15 protein-coding genes are annotated in these 16,589 nt (G+C 55.7%); 7 read left to right on the forward strand and 8 right to left on the reverse strand.

All coding sequences use genetic code 11. The features are described from left to right. The first annotated feature begins 5 nt into the window (after nucleotides 1-5). Entirely contained in the window at nucleotides 6-887 is an 882-nt protein-coding gene (gene fhuD / locus AC07U6_RS06755) for a Fe(3+)-hydroxamate ABC transporter substrate-binding protein FhuD (protein WP_494761618.1), read from the forward strand. Beyond that, the gene (fhuB, locus tag AC07U6_RS06760) at nucleotides 884-2,863 is read left to right on the forward strand and encodes a Fe(3+)-hydroxamate ABC transporter permease FhuB (protein ID WP_494761619.1); all 1,980 of its coding nucleotides are present in this window, start codon (nucleotides 884-886) and stop codon (nucleotides 2,861-2,863) included. Before fhuD ends, fhuB begins: the two co-directional genes overlap by 4 nt. Before the next feature lie 122 nt (nucleotides 2,864-2,985). Here the strand turns inward: fhuB and hemL are convergent, their stop codons facing one another. Then, nucleotides 2,986-4,266: a glutamate-1-semialdehyde 2,1-aminomutase gene (hemL, locus tag AC07U6_RS06765; protein ID WP_494761620.1), complete on the reverse strand. Its 1,281-nt coding sequence runs from the start codon at nucleotides 4,264-4,266 to the stop codon at nucleotides 2,986-2,988. A gap of 274 nt (nucleotides 4,267-4,540) precedes the next feature. On the opposite strand from hemL, the gene erpA reads away from it, so the two are divergent. Further along, the gene (erpA, locus tag AC07U6_RS06770) at nucleotides 4,541-4,885 is read left to right on the forward strand and encodes an iron-sulfur cluster insertion protein ErpA (protein WP_105595431.1); all 345 of its coding nucleotides are present in this window, start codon (nucleotides 4,541-4,543) and stop codon (nucleotides 4,883-4,885) included. Between the two features lie 74 nt (nucleotides 4,886-4,959). On the opposite strand, the gene AC07U6_RS06775 is transcribed toward erpA, so the two are convergent. From AC07U6_RS06775 to mtnN, 3 genes are all read right to left on the reverse strand, one after another. Then, the gene (locus AC07U6_RS06775; protein ID WP_494761621.1) at nucleotides 4,960-5,217 is read right to left on the reverse strand and encodes a hypothetical protein; all 258 of its coding nucleotides are present in this window, start codon (nucleotides 5,215-5,217) and stop codon (nucleotides 4,960-4,962) included. A gap of 146 nt (nucleotides 5,218-5,363) precedes the next feature. After that, entirely contained in the window at nucleotides 5,364-6,158 is a 795-nt protein-coding gene (btuF, locus tag AC07U6_RS06780; protein ID WP_494761622.1) for a vitamin B12 ABC transporter substrate-binding protein BtuF, read from the reverse strand. Then, nucleotides 6,151-6,849, reverse strand: a complete 699-nt coding sequence (gene mtnN / locus AC07U6_RS06785; RefSeq protein ID WP_494761623.1) for a 5'-methylthioadenosine/S-adenosylhomocysteine nucleosidase — start codon at nucleotides 6,847-6,849, stop codon at nucleotides 6,151-6,153. Before mtnN ends, btuF begins: the two co-directional genes overlap by 8 nt. 89 nt (nucleotides 6,850-6,938) lie before the next feature. On the opposite strand from mtnN, the gene dgt reads away from it, so the two are divergent. Together dgt and degP are read left to right on the forward strand one after the other, a co-directional pair. Then, nucleotides 6,939-8,444, forward strand: coding sequence for a dGTPase (gene dgt, locus AC07U6_RS06790; protein ID WP_494761624.1), 1,506 nt, complete (start codon nucleotides 6,939-6,941; stop codon nucleotides 8,442-8,444). A gap of 147 nt (nucleotides 8,445-8,591) precedes the next feature. Then, nucleotides 8,592-10,028, forward strand: a complete 1,437-nt coding sequence (gene degP, locus AC07U6_RS06795) for a serine endoprotease DegP (RefSeq protein WP_494761625.1) — start codon at nucleotides 8,592-8,594, stop codon at nucleotides 10,026-10,028. A 105-nt stretch (nucleotides 10,029-10,133) separates the two neighbouring features. Here the strand turns inward: degP and AC07U6_RS06800 are convergent, their stop codons facing one another. From AC07U6_RS06800 to map, 4 genes are all read right to left on the reverse strand, one after another. Then, nucleotides 10,134-10,526: a DUF3461 family protein gene (locus tag AC07U6_RS06800; RefSeq protein WP_105595436.1), complete on the reverse strand. Its 393-nt coding sequence runs from the start codon at nucleotides 10,524-10,526 to the stop codon at nucleotides 10,134-10,136. A 336-nt stretch (nucleotides 10,527-10,862) separates the two neighbouring features. Further along, the gene (dapD, locus tag AC07U6_RS06805; RefSeq protein WP_494761626.1) at nucleotides 10,863-11,687 is read right to left on the reverse strand and encodes a 2,3,4,5-tetrahydropyridine-2,6-dicarboxylate N-succinyltransferase; all 825 of its coding nucleotides are present in this window, start codon (nucleotides 11,685-11,687) and stop codon (nucleotides 10,863-10,865) included. Nucleotides 11,688-11,783: 96 nt separating this feature from the next. Beyond that, nucleotides 11,784-14,441, reverse strand: coding sequence for a bifunctional uridylyltransferase/uridylyl-removing protein GlnD (gene glnD / locus AC07U6_RS06810; RefSeq protein ID WP_494761627.1), 2,658 nt, complete (start codon nucleotides 14,439-14,441; stop codon nucleotides 11,784-11,786). Between the two features lie 86 nt (nucleotides 14,442-14,527). Beyond that, nucleotides 14,528-15,322: a type I methionyl aminopeptidase gene (gene map / locus AC07U6_RS06815; protein ID WP_494761628.1), complete on the reverse strand. Its 795-nt coding sequence runs from the start codon at nucleotides 15,320-15,322 to the stop codon at nucleotides 14,528-14,530. Here map and AC07U6_RS06820 point away from each other — a divergent pair. Then, nucleotides 15,310-15,504, forward strand: a complete 195-nt coding sequence (locus tag AC07U6_RS06820; protein ID WP_494761629.1) for a hypothetical protein — start codon at nucleotides 15,310-15,312, stop codon at nucleotides 15,502-15,504. The genes map and AC07U6_RS06820 overlap by 13 nt on opposite strands. Nucleotides 15,505-15,691: 187 nt before the next feature. After that, nucleotides 15,692-16,417, forward strand: coding sequence for a 30S ribosomal protein S2 (rpsB, locus tag AC07U6_RS06825; protein WP_205066781.1), 726 nt, complete (start codon nucleotides 15,692-15,694; stop codon nucleotides 16,415-16,417). Nucleotides 16,418-16,589 lie beyond the last annotated feature (172 nt).

The raw sequence follows: 16,589 nt of genomic DNA on the forward strand, positions 1-16,589 counted from the left end.
TGATTGTGACCCCGGATATCACACGCCGCCGTCTGCTGACGGCGCTCGCCTTTTCTCCACTGCTGGCCCATCTTCCTGCGGTAGCCCAACTGCCGAACGAAGAGCGCATTATCGCGCTGGAGTGGCTACCGCTGGAGCTGCTGATGGCGCTGGGCGTGACGCCGATGGGCGCCGCTGAACTGTTCAATTATCGCCAGTGGGTCGGTAAGCCGGAGCTGCCGTCTTCCGTTGTTGACGTCGGGCTGCGCACCGAACCCAACCTTGAGCTGCTTACCCAGATGCGGCCGTCGCTGATCCTCTATTCTCAGGGCTACGGTCCCGATCCGGCCCGCTTCGAGCGCATCGCTCCGGGAATGGGGTTCTCATTCAACGATGGCAAAGGTAAACCGCTGAGCGCCGCCCGCGACTCGCTAATGGCGCTGGCCAAACGCATTGATCGCGTTCCGCAGGCGGAGGCCCATCTGGCCGAGCTGGATGCGTTGATTCTTCGGGTTAAAACCCGCCTGGCGGCGCGACCGCAGCGTCCGCTGCTGCTGATGTCTATCTTTGATGCGCGTCATGCGATTGTGTTCAGCACTAACGGGCTGTTCCAGCAGGTGATGGACGATCTGGGGCTGGTGAATGCCTGGAAAGGGGAGAGCACCTTTTGGGGCAGTGTGGTGGTCGGCATTGAACGCCTGGCCGATATGCACGACGCCGAGGTGATTAACTTTGAACACGATAACCAGAATATCATTGACCAGGTGACCTCCGCTTCGCTCTGGCAGTCACTACCGTTTGTCCGCGAGGGCCGTTTCCGCCAGGTGCCGCGCGTGTGGTTCTACGGTGCAACGCTGTCGGCTATTCAGCTGATCCATACTCTTGACAGCGCGCTGGGGGAAAAATGATCAAAACGTATCGTCTACCCATTTTCCTGCTGCTGCTGCTGTTTGTTTCCGCGCTGCTGCTGACCCTCAGTAACTTTAAACATCATCTGCCGGTGGATCAGTGGCTGCTGGCGCTGCGTTCTCCGGATACCGATAACATTCAGCAGATGGTATTCCATCACAGTCTGCTGTCGCGGCTGGCTCTGTCACTGCTGGTTGGTGCCGGACTGGGACTGGTCGGTCTGCTGTTCCAGCAGGTGCTGCGTAACCCGCTGGCAGAGCCGACGACGCTCGGCGTGGCCAGCGGTGCCCAGCTCGGTATTACCGTGGTCACGTTGTGGAGCGTACCCGGTGGCATGGTGACGCAGCAGCTGGCGGCAACCATTGGTGCGGTGATTATCGGCCTGCTGGTATTCGGCGTGGCCTGGGGAAAACGCATGTCGCCGGTGACGCTAATCCTCGCCGGGCTGGTGCTGTCGCTCTACTGCGGGGCGGTAAACCAGATTTTCGCCATCTTTAACCACGACCAGCTGCAAAACATGTTCCTGTGGAGCACCGGTTCGCTGAATCAAATGGACTGGAGCAACGTCAGCTTTATCTGGCCGCGCCTGCTGGCCGGTGTGGTATTAACGCTACTGATGCTGCGACCGATGACCCTGATGGGACTGGACGACGGGGTGGCGAAAACCCTCGGGCTGGCGCTGTCGCTGGCGCGCTTTGCTGTGCTGGTCATCGCGATCCTGATCAGTGCTTCGCTGGTGAATGCCGCCGGAATTATCGGCTTTATCGGGCTGTTTTCACCGCTGCTGGCGAAGATGCTTGGCTTCCGCCGCCTGTTCAGCCGCCTGCTGCTGGCCCCGCTGATCGGCGCGCTGCTGCTGTGGCTGGCGGATCAGTGCGTGCTATGGCTGACCGATCGTCTGGGAGAAATCTCCACCGGCACGGTCACGGCTGTGATCGGTGCGCCGCTACTGCTGTGGCTGCTGCCGCGCCTGCGTACCGGCGGCAGCGGACCGGCAATGAACTTTGGCGATCGCGTGCCTGCAGAGCGCCAGAACGTGCTGCTCTGGTCGCTGTGCGGCGGCGGAGTTGTGCTGGTGCTGGCGGCCATCGCATTGAGCTTTGGTCGTGACGCTGACGGCTGGGTATGGGCAAGCGGTGACCTCTGGCAGCAGCTTCTACCCTGGCGCGGCCCAAGACTGGTTGCTGCGCTGGCCACCGGGATGATGCTCGGTGTGGCCGGCTGTATGGTCCAGCGCCTGACGGGGAATGCGATGGCCAGCCCGGAAGTGCTGGGTATCAGCTCCGGTGCTGCTTTCGGCGTGGTGATCATGCTGTTTATCGTTCCCGGCGATGCGTTTGGCTGGCTGCTGCCCGCGGGTACGCTCGGCGCGGCGGTGACGTTGCTGATTATCTCGATTGCTGCCGGCCGCGGTGGCTTCTCGCCGGAGCGTATGCTGCTGGCGGGGATGGCACTGAGCACCGCCTTCACTACCATTACCATGCTGCTGCTGGCCAGCGGCGATCCGCGTATGGCCAGCCTGCTGACCTGGATGGCGGGATCGACCTACAAAATCGATGCCCCACAGGCGCTGCGCACGGTGATGATCGCCGTGGTGCTGATTGCGCTGGTGCCGCTGTGCCGTCGCTGGCTGACCGTGCTGCCGCTGGGTGGAATGACAGCGAAAGCGGTGGGAATGGCGCTGACGCCTTCGCGGCTGGCGCTGCTGCTGCTGGCGGCCTGCCTGACGGCGGCGGCGACGTTAACCATTGGTCCTCTGAGCTTTGTCGGACTGATGGCACCGCATATGGCACGCATGCTCGGCTTCCGCCGCGCGCTGCCGCAGCAGGTGATGGCTGCGCTGCTGGGCGGTGGCCTGATGGTTGCGGCCGACTGGTGCGGACGCATGCTTGCCTTCCCCGATCAGATCCCCGCGGGGCTGTTAGCCACCTTTATCGGCGCGCCGTACTTCGTTTATCTGTTGAGAAAGTCGTGATGAAAAAGATGAACGCCAGCTGAAAAGAGGGATTCATCAGCAATATGAACGGGGCGAAAGCCCCGTTTTTTTATACTACGGTCAGCGACAGATGGCCGCCGACGCGATGCAGGGGAGCGTGATTAAAGCTTGGCGAAGCTGCGGCGTGCAGCAGAAATCGTGCGCTGAATATCCTCTTTACTGTGTGCGAGGGACATAAAGCCGGCCTCAAACGCGGAAGGCGCGAGATACACCCCTTCTTCCAGCATCAGGTGGAAGAAGCGCTTAAAGCGTTCTACGTCGCATTTCGTTACGTCTGCATAGCTGGTGACGGTTTTGGCATCGGTAAAGAACAGGCCAAACATACCGCCGACGTGGTTCACCACCAGCGGGATATTTTCCGCCGCGGCAGCTTCCAGCAGGCCTTCCGCTAACCGGGTGGTCAGATCGGTCAGCGTGGCATGGGTGCCCGGCTGAGAGATTTCGGTCAGGCAGGCAAATCCTGCCGCCATCGCAATCGGGTTCCCGGAAAGCGTACCGGCCTGGTAAACCGGGCCGACCGGGGCCAGCGCATCCATCACCTCGCGACGCCCACCGAAAGCACCCACCGGCATGCCGCCGCCAATGATTTTGCCCAGGCAGGTCAGATCCGGCTCAACATCGTAATAGGCCTGCGCGCCGGCCAGCGCCACGCGGAAACCGGTCATCACTTCATCGATAATCAGCAGCGCGCCGAACTCGTCGCACAACGCACGCAGGCCCGGCAGGAATTCCGGCAGCGGTGGGATACAGTTCATATTCCCGGCCACTGGCTCAACGATAATGCAGGCAATCTCTTCCGGGTACTGCTCAAAGGCGGCACGTACACTGTCTGGATCGTTATAGGTGCAGGTCAGCGTATGTTTGGCGAAATCGGCCGGGACACCCGGAGAGTTCGGCTGGCCGAGGGTCAGTGCGCCGGAGCCCGCTTTCACCAGCAGGCAGTCGGCGTGGCCGTGATAGCAGCCTTCAAACTTGATGATTTTATCGCGATGGGTGTAGCCGCGCGCCAGGCGAATGGCGCTCATCGTCGCTTCAGTTCCCGAGTTAACCATGCGCACTGTATCCATGGTCGGCACCAGTTCGGTCACCAGCTGCGCCATTTTTACTTCCATCTCGGTCGGTGCGCCGAAGCTGAGGCCGCGCTCGGCCGCTTCAATCACCGCATTGCGGATAGCGGGATGGTTATGACCAAGAACCATTGGCCCCCAGGAACCGACGTAGTCGATATAGGCTTTGCCATCGGCATCAAACAGATAAGCACCGTTAGCGCGTTCAATAAAGAGCGGCACGCCGCCGACGCCGGTAAAGGCTCGCACCGGCGAATTCACGCCGCCGGGGATGAATTGCTGCGCCTGAGCGTACAGGTTTTCAGACTTACTCATGGAACCGCTCCTGATTATTCATTAAAAAACCCGTCTATTCTAAGGGAACACCCGCGCGAAACGAAAGGCAGAAAAAATTAACTCAGCGGCGGCGCTTGTATTCCACATTATCTGCCCGCACTCTGAGTACTGTAGTGCAGCAGATAGGGATCGCCGCACGGGGTGGTACAGCCTAAACTTGATTGCTACCCCTGCGTATAAGATAATAGCCATAACAATGGTCGAATAATGACCTGTCGGGCACGTAGCCTGAGTGCATCCTGGAGTATTTTAAATGAGCGACGACGTAGCCGTACCCCTGCAGTTTACCGAAGCAGCGGCCAGTAAAGTGAAGAATCTGATTTCCGATGAGAACAACCCGGATCTGAAACTGCGCGTGTATATCACCGGCGGTGGTTGCAGCGGTTTCCAGTACGGCTTCACTTTTGACGATAAAATTAACGACGGCGATATGACCATTGAGAAAGCGGGCGTGGCGCTGGTTGTCGATCCGATGAGCCTGCAGTATCTGGTCGGCGGTGCGGTGGACTATACCGAAGGGCTGGAAGGATCGCGCTTCATCGTCACCAATCCGAATGCCAAAACAACCTGCGGCTGTGGTTCCTCCTTCAGCATCTAATCGCGTCTTTCCTGACGTTACCCTGACCCATGCGGTGAGGGTAATCACCCGGCACAACGGTGCCGGGCAAGGTTCTACCATTCAACGGTAATCAGTCTTTTTTCCCGATCGGTATGTGTTTTTGGACTGAGAACAGTCTCGGTGATTTTCGGCTGCGCGTCGTTACGTGTGACGCAGACTACGCTGGGAGTGCGCAGGGTGGCCAGCGTGCTGCTGTCAATCAGGCATGGTGGTGCAATGATAGTGAGTTGCACGCCGATGGTGCTGCTGGTTGAAGCCGCACAGGCATGCGCCGCCATTATCAGTCCCAGAGACAGATAAACGGTTTTCATGATCTGATTTTCCTGATGTTTCAATAAGGCCTGTTGGCCCAAAATCAGGCAGCTCGCGCGCCGGCACGGCTACCGTGTTTCTATTTCACGCTACTGGCCAAAAGCGGCATTCAGTGCGTGATTCTTAATTGTATTATGGGGGTTTCTTACTTTCTTTCGGGCTGCAGCTGGGCGCAGAGCTGTTGAGCGGCCAGAATGATGCGCGGTCCTGCCCGGCTGAGCCAGTCGTCGTTGACCGCGTAGACGGGTACCCGGAGCTGCGGCTGCCAGAACTGCGTAACCGTTGTGATTCGGGCAGCATCACCCGGTATCACGATGGCCTGCGGCTGGCGCACCAGCACCTGCTCGCGGCTGACCTGTGGCCAGGGTACGCGGCTGTCGGAAAAAATATTCTCTCCGCCGCACAGTCCGATCACTTCGTTTTGCAGTGTGTTATCCGCAGCGGTAAACAGCGGCTTTATACCAAACTGCAAAAACACCCGCTTGCGCTGCGGCTGATGATAGCGCTGCTGCAAATCGTCGAACTGCTGCTGAAGTGTGGCAGCGGCCTGCTCAGCCTGCTGCGGCTGCGGGCTGTACTCCGCAAGCTGACGCAGGGTGGCGATAAGCTGTTCGATAGAGTCCGGTGCCAGCCACAGCACCTTAATGCCCAGCGACTGGAGCTGCTTGATCTGGCGCGGTGATGTTCCGCCACGCCATGCCAGCACCAAATCGGGCTTCAGGCTCAGCAGCCTTTCGGTATTGATCCCCTGCCAGTTGGCCACGTGCACAATATTTTTTGCCGCCGCAGGATAATCCGAATAGTCGCTGACGCCGACCGGCGTCATGCCGGCGGCAAAGGCCAGTTCGGTAAGGTTGGGGGCCAGTGTGACCACGCGCAGCGGTGCTGCTGCTGCGGCAAACGTCAGCCACAGCAGCAGGGCGGTGAGGCATTTAGCCATTGGCCAGGCGGGCCAGCAGCGTTTCAACCATCAGCGAAGACTGGGTGGCAGCAACGGTCAGGAATTCTTCAAAGCTGAGGTGGGATTCCTGATCTGCCACATCGGAGATCGCGCGAACAACGACAAACGGCGTACCAAACTGATGGCAGACGTGGCCAATAGCCGTGGCTTCCATCTCTACGGCGATCGCCTGTGGGAAGGTGCCACGAATGCGTGCCAGCGGCTCTGCACCGTTGATAAAGGCATCACCGCTGACTACCAGGCCGCGCACCGCGTTCAGCTGCAGATCGTTGATACACTGCTCTGCCGCCATAATCAGCTTTTCGTCGGCTTTAAATGCTGCCGGGCAGCCGGCCATTTGGCCCGGCTCGTAGCCAAAAGCAGTGACGTCGGCATCGTGATAGCGTACTTCGTCGGAAACCACGATATCACCCACTTTCAGTGAAGGGGCCAGGCCACCGGCAGAACCGGTGTTGATAATAAACTCGGGTTTGCACAGTTCCAGCAACAGCGTGGTGCCCAGCGCGGCTGACACTTTACCAATGCCGGATTTCAGCAGAGCAACGTCAACGCCATTTAACGTACCGGTATAGATTTCACAGCCTGCCAGCGTCAGCGTTTGACGGTTTTCAATCTTGTCACGCAGCAGCGTAACTTCCTGTTCCATTGCACCAATAATGCCTGCTTTCATGGGAATACTCGCTATTTCAGTGGAATTTTTCGTGGTTTTCGGCGCATAGTCTATCATGGCAACAACATGGAAATAACAGGGAACACCGGATGACCGGGATCGACTTTCGCAAAAAAATTAACTGGCAGCGCTGCTATCGTCCCTATGAAGGCGAGAAGGACGAGCATGAAATCCTGCGTATTTTTGAAAGCGATCGCGGGCGGATCGTTAACTCGGCGGCAATCCGTCGGTTGCAGCAGAAAACTCAGGTTTTCCCACTAGAACGCAACGCCGCAGTCAGGACGCGCTTGACGCACTCGCTGGAGGTGCAGCAGGTGGGGCGCTATATCGCCAAAGAGGTACTCACCCGGCTGAAGGAGCAGGGGCAGCTGGAGCCGCTGGGGCTGTCACAGCTGACCGGGCCGTTTGAAAGCATCGTCGAGATGGCCTGCCTGATGCACGATATCGGCAACCCGCCGTTTGGTCATTTCGGCGAGTCGGCGATTAACGACTGGTTCCGCCAGCGGCTGGATGCTGACTGGCAGCCGCAAAGTGTCACCGCCGATCGCTGTGAGGTGGCGGTTTTACGCAGCAAAGGAGATGGGCTAGACCCGCTGCGTGCAAAGATTCGTCAAGATTTATCGCACTTTGAGGGCAATGCGCAGGCGATCCGCATGGTCCATACGCTGATGAAAATGAATCTGACGTGGGCGCAGGTCGGCTGTATTTTAAAATATACGCGCCCCGCCTGGTTTACCGGCGATATTCCCGAGAGCCATCGTTATTTAATGAAAAAGCCGGGTTACTATCTTGCTGAAGAAGAATATGTCGCAGATTTGCGTAGGGAATTGGATTTACAGCCGCATTGTCGTTTCCCTCTGACCTATATTATGGAAGCTGCGGATGATATTTCCTACTGTGTTGCCGATCTGGAAGATGCGGTTGAAAAAAATATTTTCACCGTTGAACAGCTTTACGAACATTTATACCGGCTTTGGCCGCAACATCAGTCCGGTGACCTGTTTTCTGAAGTCATTACCGTTGCGCTGGAGAAATCGCGCACATCGCCCTCCAGCCGTTGTAGCGAAGATCAGTTCTTTATGTATCTACGGGTTAATACCGTGTCGCGTCTGGTGCCTCACGCCGCCAGCCGTTTTACCGATAATCTGTCGGCGGTTTATCACGGCGAGTTTAATGAAGCGCTGCTGGAGGACGGCAGCCCACACAGCCTGCTGCTGGATATTTTCAAAAAAGTTGCCTTTAGTCATGTCTTTAACCATTCCGAAGTAGAACAGTTGGAGCTTCAGGGGTATCGGGTGATCAGCGGGCTGCTGGATATCTATCGGCCACTGCTTTTGCTCACGCAGCAGGAGTTTAGCGAGCTGGTTGAAAAAGATTATCTGAAAGGTTATCCGATCGAGACGCGACTTTTTCATAAGCTCTCCACCCGTTTCCGCCAGGCCTATAATGAAGCGGTGGAACGTCTTGATAAAACCGCCGCCGAGACTGAAATCTGGGAATATTATTATCGCGCCCGCCTGTTGCAGGATTACATTAGCGGAATGACAGATCTGTTTGCCTGGGATGAGTATCGCCGTCTGATGGCGGTAGAGTAAAAAATGTCAGTGATGAGTTTTGTAAAGATGCACAATAATTTTTTACTTTTCCTCAATATCCAAACATGAACTTCGCGCTAAAAAATTAATCTTAATGGCACGATCGCAGCAATGGTTAATTAACTGAATCACTTGAGAATCCAACGAATGAAAAAAACAACGTTAGTACTAAGCGCACTGGCCTTCAGCATTGGACTGGCAATGAACCCTGTTACCGCCAGTGCCGCTGAAACCGCGTCATCAACAACGACCACTCAGCAACTGCCAAGCCTGGCCCCGATGCTGGAAAAAGTCATGCCTTCCGTGGTCAGTATCAATATCGAAGGCAGCACGACCGTCCGTACTCCACGTCTGCCGCAGCAGTTCCAGCAGTTCTTTGGCGATAATTCTCCGTTCTGCCAGGACGGTTCACCATTCCAGAGCTCGCCAATGTGCCAGGGTGGTGGCGGTGCAGGCGGAGATGATACCCAGCAGCAGAAGTTCCGTGCGCTCGGTTCAGGTGTAGTGATTGATGCCGCTAAAGGCTATGTGGTGACCAACAACCACGTGGTTAATAACGCCACTAAAATTCTCGTTCAGCTGAGTGATGGCCGTAAATATGACGCGAAGGTGATCGGTAAAGATCCGCGTTCTGATATCGCGCTGATTCAGCTGAAAGATGCCAAAAACCTGACTGCAGTGAAAATCGCGGATTCCGACAGTCTGCGCGTGGGTGACTATACCGTGGCTATCGGTAACCCATACGGACTGGGCGAAACCGTGACCTCGGGTATCGTATCTGCGCTGGGCCGCAGCGGTCTTAACGTTGAGAACTATGAAAACTTTATCCAGACCGATGCCGCCATCAACCGGGGTAACTCCGGCGGTGCGCTGGTGAACCTGAACGGTGAACTGATCGGGATTAACACCGCGATTCTGGCGCCGGACGGCGGTAACATCGGTATCGGCTTTGCCATCCCAAGTAATATGGTGAAAAACCTGACCAGCCAGATGGTTGAGTATGGCCAGGTGAAACGCGGCGAGCTGGGAATTATGGGCACCGAGCTGAACTCCGAGCTGGCGAAGGCGATGAAAGTTGATGCCCAGCGCGGTGCATTCGTCAGTCAGGTGCTGCCGAAGTCTTCTGCAGCGCAGGCCGGGGTGAAAGCCGGTGACGTGATTGTCTCGCTGAACAACAAGCCGATCTCCAGCTTCTCTGCGCTGCGTGCTGAAGTGGGATCGCTGCCGGTGGGCACCAAAATGGAACTGGGTCTGATCCGCGATGGCAAGCCGTTAACGGTAAACGTTGAACTGCAGCAGGGTGCGGGCGCGAAAGTGGATTCCGGTACTATTTACACCGGCGTTGAAGGTGCTGCGCTGAGCAACTATGACAGCAAAAACGTTAAGGGCGTGAAGGTGGATAGCGTGAAAGCAGGTTCGGCTGCGGCGCGTATCGGTCTGAAGAAAGACGATATTATCCTCGGTGTTAACCAGCAGCCAATTACTAACCTTGGCGAGCTGCGCAAAATCCTGGATGCCAAACCTTCTGTGCTGGCACTGAATATTCAGCGCGGTGACAGCAGTATTTATCTGCTGATGCAGTAAATTCACGTTCAGAGCAACGGTCGGTTATCTGGTCGTTGCTGATGGGCAATAAAAAACGGTGCTATTGAATAGCACCGTTTTTTTAATCCTGCCGATCGGAATAAATTAGCGACCGCCGCGGGTTAGTTTATCCAGGTCAGATTCGATCTCAGCGATCTTATTAGATACTACGCTTTCTAAATGGCGCAGATCGTCAAGAATTTTGCGTTTCAGATCGACTTCAACCTGATCGCGCTGGCAGATCTGATCCAGCTCATCAATCACATAGCGCAGATTCGGGCTGATTTCCTGAATCTCTTTGTAGCCCTGGCTGGCGTTATCCGCTACGACGGTTTTACGCTGGCGTGGATATTTAAATTTCACGCTTTTGGCAAAGAACTCGCCTTTATCCTTACGGAAATAGATTTTCAGGATGTCGTTATTCGCTTCCTGACGGAGGCTGTAGCGATCGATATCTTCAGGCGAAGTAATTCCCAGACCTTTTAAATTGTCATACATAGCATCGGTTCCTTATAAGTTAGGTGACGATCCGGCTGCGCGTTGTGACTACTGCGTTGTGCAGAGCTGGCCTTGCATTCGTACCTTGTACGCTGCGGTGGCTGCGCGCTTACGCCTTGTCTTCACTTAGCTCGTGTGTTTCAAACTACGGTGTACCCGAGGGTTGCACCTGAAACAGTCAGGATCGTTGAAATTTAATACTGAAATTAACTGGCGCGAATTATACGCCTGGAATGTGCGCAATATCACTATCTGATGAAAGGCAAAAAAGCGGTTGTGTAACGAAAAAGCGTAAAGAAAAAATTACGGGCCACATAAGCGGCCCGCAGAGAGAAATCAGTCGATGGTACGCAGCAGCTCGTTGATGCCCACTTTGCCACGGGTTTTCGCATCAACTTTCTTCACGATCACCGCACAGTACAGGCTGTAGCTGCCGTCTTTTGATGGCAGGTTACCGGATACCACGACGGAACCCGCAGGTACGCGACCGTAGTGAACTTCACCGGTTTCACGGTCATAGATTTTGGTGCTCTGGCCGATGTAAACGCCCATTGAAATCACTGCACCTTCTTCCACGATCACGCCTTCAACGATTTCAGAACGCGCGCCGATGAAGCAGTTATCTTCGATGATGGTTGGATTAGCCTGCAGCGGCTCAAGAACGCCACCGATACCCACGCCGCCGGACAGATGTACGTTTTTACCGATCTGCGCGCATGAACCCACGGTTGCCCAGGTATCCACCATTGAGCCTTCATCAACATAAGCACCGATGTTGACGTATGACGGCATCAGTACGGTGTTACGGGCGATGTATGCACCCTGACGTACCGCCGCTGGTGGCACAACGCGGAAGCCTTCTTTTTTGAAACGCGCATCGTCATAGTCAGCGAATTTCATTGGAACTTTGTCGTAGTAGCGGCTCTCTGCGCCATCAATTACCTGATTGTCATTGATGCGGAAAGAGAGCAGAACGGCTTTCTTCAGCCACTGATGCGTCACCCACTGGCCGTCAATCTTTTCTGCTACACGCAGGGCACCACTATCCAGCAGGGCGATAACCTGGTCAACCGCTTCGCGGGTAACGGTGTCAGCATTCGCTGGGGTGATGTCAGCACGGCGTTCAAAGGCTGATTCAATAACACTCTGTAACTGTTGCATGGTTTCTGCTTTCCTGGTTCTGCCAACCCGTTAAACCGCATAACAATGCGCTTCGTAAGGCATTGCGGGGTGGCGAGGTTAAAAAGTAAATCCGGGTCACACTTTATCGTTTGGATTAAGGGCCTCTGTCAACCGTTGTTGCAGCACTTCGCGCATTTCTGCATCTAATGCCCGCCGATCGCTGTTGGCGAGGATAAATAAATCCTCTACCCGCTCTCCGATCGTACTGATCCGTGCCCCGTGCAGTGAAATATTCAGGTCGGCAAAGACTTCACCTACGCGGGCCAGTAACCCTGGCTGATCGAGGGCGATTAGCTCCAGGTAGGTACGACGGTCGGTGTGGGTCGGCAGGAAGTTAACCTCGGTATCGACGTTAAAGTGCTTCAGCCGCGCTGACTGACGACGGGCACGCGGCGGCTGCCAGCTGCTCTGGGTGATTGCCTGCTCCAGCGCGTGGCGAGTCAGCTCATGCCGATCGGCCGACAGCGGACTACCGTCCGGCTCCAGCACGATAAATGTATCCATGGCCATGCCGTCGCGGCTGGTAAAAATTTGCGCATCGTGAACGCTCAGGTTACGGCGATCCAGCTCACCGGCAACGGCGGCAAACAGATAGGGACGATCCGGGCTCCAGATAAAAATCTCCGTGCCGCCGCGCGTCGCCTGCGGACTGACGAGGATCAGCGGCTGGTCGAGATCGTGCTGCATCAGATGCCGCGCATGCCAGGCCAGCTGGTTCGGCGTATGCCGCAGGAAATAGTCCGCACGGCAGCGCCCCCAGATCTGATGCAGCGCCTCTTCGTTAATATTGTCCATTCGCAGCAGGGCCAGCGCCTGCAGGCGATGGTGGCGCACCCGCTCACGCAGGTCGGGGCTGTTTTCCATGCCCCGACGCAGCTGTTTCTCAGTGGCGAAGAACAGCTCGCGCAGCAGGCTCTGTTTCCAGCTGTTCCACAGGGTTTCATTGGTGGCGCAGATATCGGCCACGGTCAGGCAGACCAGGTAACGCAGCCGGTTTTCGTTCTGCATCACTTCGGCAAACTGCTGAATAACTGTCGGGTCCTGAATATCACGACGCTGGGCGGTCACAGACATCAGCAGGTGGTGCCGTACCAGCCAGGCCACAAGCTGGGCTTCCCGCGAGTTCAGACCGTGCATCTCGGCAAATTCCAGCGCATCCTGCGCGCCGAGAATCGAATGGTCGCCGCCGCGCCCTTTGGCAATATCATGGAACAGGGCCGCCATCAGCAGCAGCTCCAGCTGCGGCAGGCGCGGCCACAGTTCCACGCAGAGAGGATGAAGGGAGCGGGTTTCTTCGTTTGCGAAGCTTTCCAGCTTTTGCAGTACGCGAATCGTATGTTCATCAACCGTATAGGCGTGGAACAGATCGAACTGCATCTGGCCGACAATGTTGCTCCACTGGGGCATGTAGGCCCACAGCACGCTGTGGCGATGCATCGGTACCAGCGCCCGGCTGACCGCTCCCGGATGGCGCAGAATCGACATAAACAGCTCGCGCGCAATCGGGATGGTACACAGCGGTTGTTTCAGATTGCGCCGGGCGTGGCGAAGATGGCGCAGGGTTGTAGAGTAGATGCCGGTGATTTTTGGCGTGCGCACCATGGTGTAAAACATGCGCATAATCGCTTCCGGCTCACGGTTGAATAGCGTTTCATCGCGCAGATCGATCAGCGATCCGCGCAGTTGGAAATCATCATCAATAGGGCGCGGCTTTTCGTCCGTCGGCAGGGCAAGAATGGCCTCATCAAACAGCTGTAGCAGCATCTGATTCAGCTCGGCCACGCGGCGGGTGACGCGGAAGAAATCTTTCATCATGTGCTCAACCGGCTCATTGCCTTCGCCCTGATAGTTGAGGCGCCGGGCAACGTTGAGCTGTCGGTCGAACAGCAGGCGGTTATCGGAGCGGGTCAGCGTCAGGTGCAGGGCGAAGCGTATCCGCCACAGAAAGCTCTGGCACTCGTTGAGTTCGTTGCGTTCGGCCTGAGTTAAAAAGCCAAAGCCGACCATCTCATCCAGCGATGTTGCGCCAAAATGGCGGCGGGCAACCCACAGCAGGGTGTGGATATCGCGCAGGCCGCCGGGGCTGCTTTTGATGTCCGGTTCAAGGTTGTAGCTGGTGCCGTGATAGCGCTTATGCCGCTCCTGCTGTTCGCCAATTTTGGCGGCGAAGAAGCGGCCGGAAGGCCAGAACCCGTCACTGAAGACGTTTTTCTGCATTTCAAGGAACAGCGCCAGATCGCCGGTCAGCATGCGCGACTCAATCAGGTTGGTCGCTACGGTCAGATCTGACAGCCCCTCCAGCAGGCACTCTTCCAGTGTGCGCACGCTGTGGCCGACCTCCAGCCGGAGGTCCCACATGAGCGTCAGCAGGTCGCTGGTGCGCTGAGCATCAGCATTGGAAAGTGGCTTACGGCTGAGGATCAGCACATCGATATCGGAAAGTGGGTGCAGTTCTCCGCGCCCGTAGCCGCCCACAGCAACCAGTGCAATACCTTCTTTTTCCGGGAAGCCGAAGAAGCGCCACAGGCGGCGCAGGAGCCGGTCAATGAACAGCGTGCGCGCGGCGATCAGGCTTTCCGCATCCTGGCCTGCATCGAAGGCCCCGGCCAGGTGTTGCTGAAAGTTATCCAGATGGGTCTTCAGGAATTCGCGAGTGATTTCAGTATCTTCCCAAAGTATGGGCGACTTGGTTAATATTTTCAGCGTGCTGGCATCGGTCACATCTTTATTCATTTCACCGCTCCGGACAGATACTGCAGACATTAAAAAGCCGGCGGGTGCCGGCTTCAGACTCACTGTAAGGGTCGATTTTACGGCGATTAGCCTTCGTGCGTCAGAACGGACGGAAGGGGTTCATCTTTACGCAGCGTCATAATTTCGCAGCCGTTTTCCGTTACTACAATAGTGTGTTCATACTGAGCGGACAAGCTGCGATCTTTGGTTTTTACGGTCCAGCCATCTTTCATCGTGCGGATGCGGTAATCCCCAACGTTGACCATCGGTTCAATGGTGAACGCCATGCCAGCCTGCAGTACCACACCGCCGTCATCGGCATCGTAGTGCAGAACCTGTGGTTCTTCATGGAAGCCTTTACCGATACCGTGGCCGCAGTACTCGCGCACCACCGAGAACTGCTCGGCTTCCACATATTTCTGAATTTCGCGGCCAAGGGCGCGCAGGCGAATGCCTGGCTTAACCATGCGCAGCGCCAGATACAGGCTCTCCTGGGTGACACGGCACAGGCGTTCGCCCTGAATCGTTGGCTTCCCAACAATAAACATTGTAGAGGTATCGCCGTGATACTCATCTTTGATTACGGTAACGTCGATATTGACTACGTCGCCATCTTTCAGAATTTTTTCATCGCTTGGGATACCGTGGCACACCACTTCGTTGACCGAAATACACACTGATTTCGGGAAGCCGTGATAGCCGAGGCAGGCAGAAACGGCCTGCTGCTTGTTGACGATGTGCTCGTGGCACAGGCGGTCCAGTTCTCCGGTGCTTACGCCGGGTTTAACGTGAGGTTCGATCATCTCAAGAACTTCGGCAGCGAGGCGACCGGCCACACGCATTTTTTCGATTTCTTCAGGTGTTTTAATTGAAATTGCCATTCATTAAGTCCGCATTTGTCGTCATTTTCGACAATAATAAAGAAAGTGCTGCAATGGTAACAGCCCGTCCTGACGCTGCCAATTGTCGTTTATGGCAATGCTTGTTCGCTATCGGTATGGGTGATGCAGTGCAGCGTAAAGCGGCAACAACTATTGGCGTCAACGGCTGCTTTATGGTATAAAGCGCGCCGACGATTCTTTGTTCGGTGGATTGTTCCCCGGCGGAGAACGCGAAAATCTCACTTTGTGTAAATAACACACACGTATCGACACCTTACTCCGGGGTGCCCAAACGCATTAACGCTTTTGTGGTCGGTTGTATGGGATACGTGGAGGCCTAACCCCAATCAATCTATTTTAGAGGTAATCATGGCAACTGTTTCCATGCGCGACATGCTCAAGGCTGGTGTTCACTTCGGTCACCAGACCCGTTACTGGAACCCGAAAATGAAGCCATTCATCTTCGGTGCACGTAACAAAGTTCACATCATCAACCTTGAGAAAACTGTACCAATGTTCAACGAAGCTCTGGCTGAGCTGAACAAGATCGCTGCTCGTAAAGGCAAGATCCTGTTTGTTGGTACTAAGCGCGCTGCAAGCGAAGCGGTAAAAGAGCATGCTTTGAGCTGCGACCAGTTCTTCGTTAACCACCGCTGGTTGGGTGGCATGCTGACTAACTGGAAAACCGTTCGTCAGTCAATCAAACGTCTGAAAGATCTGGAAACTCAGTCTCAGGACGGTACCTTCGACAAACTGACCAAGAAAGAAGCGTTGATGCGCAACCGTGAACTGGCCAAGCTGGAAAACAGCCTGGGCGGTATTAAAGACATGGGCGGCCTGCCAGACGCACTGTTTGTTGTTGATGCAGATCACGAACACATCGCTATCAAAGAAGCAAACAACCTGGGTATCCCAGTATTTGCTATCGTTGATACTAACTCTGATCCAGACGGTGTTGACTTCATTATCCCTGGTAATGACGATGCAATCCGTGCTGTTAGCCTGTACCTGACTGCAGTGGCTACCACTGTACGTGAAGGTCGCTCTCAGGACCTGGCTCAGCAGGCAGAAGAAACCTTCGCCGAAGCTGAGTAATAAGGCTTGCTCTTTACAGAGCCCTTATCAATCAGATGTAAATCTGTAAGGGGCCAGAATGGCCCCTTTATTTTTTCGACTTCGCTTTGCCGTTTGTCACAATCGGCGAGGCAGAATGTATCTCCCGAGAAATAGACATGTGATGTGGACTTGCCCGATGGCGAGCTGCAGC

The sequence above is a fragment of the Erwinia sp. GW821-FHT03D09 genome (assembly GCF_059420805.1).

Coding starts and splice junctions, on each gene's coding strand:
- dgt (WP_494761624.1), top strand. CDS start 6,939: ATGACCGGGATCGACTTTCGCAAAAAAATTAACTGGCAGCGCTGCTAT.
- fhuB (WP_494761619.1), top strand. CDS start 884: ATGATCAAAACGTATCGTCTACCCATTTTCCTGCTGCTGCTGCTGTTT.
- btuF (WP_494761622.1), bottom strand. CDS start 6,158: ATGGCTAAATGCCTCACCGCCCTGCTGCTGTGGCTGACGTTTGCCGCA.
- map (WP_494761628.1), bottom strand. CDS start 15,322: ATGGCAATTTCAATTAAAACACCTGAAGAAATCGAAAAAATGCGTGTG.
- mtnN (WP_494761623.1), bottom strand. CDS start 6,849: ATGAAAGCAGGCATTATTGGTGCAATGGAACAGGAAGTTACGCTGCTG.
- degP (WP_494761625.1), top strand. CDS start 8,592: ATGAAAAAAACAACGTTAGTACTAAGCGCACTGGCCTTCAGCATTGGA.
- rpsB (WP_205066781.1), top strand. CDS start 15,692: ATGGCAACTGTTTCCATGCGCGACATGCTCAAGGCTGGTGTTCACTTC.
- AC07U6_RS06775 (WP_494761621.1), bottom strand. CDS start 5,217: ATGAAAACCGTTTATCTGTCTCTGGGACTGATAATGGCGGCGCATGCC.
- erpA (WP_105595431.1), top strand. CDS start 4,541: ATGAGCGACGACGTAGCCGTACCCCTGCAGTTTACCGAAGCAGCGGCC.
- glnD (WP_494761627.1), bottom strand. CDS start 14,441: ATGAATAAAGATGTGACCGATGCCAGCACGCTGAAAATATTAACCAAG.
- AC07U6_RS06800 (WP_105595436.1), bottom strand. CDS start 10,526: ATGTATGACAATTTAAAAGGTCTGGGAATTACTTCGCCTGAAGATATC.
- hemL (WP_494761620.1), bottom strand. CDS start 4,266: ATGAGTAAGTCTGAAAACCTGTACGCTCAGGCGCAGCAATTCATCCCC.
- dapD (WP_494761626.1), bottom strand. CDS start 11,687: ATGCAACAGTTACAGAGTGTTATTGAATCAGCCTTTGAACGCCGTGCT.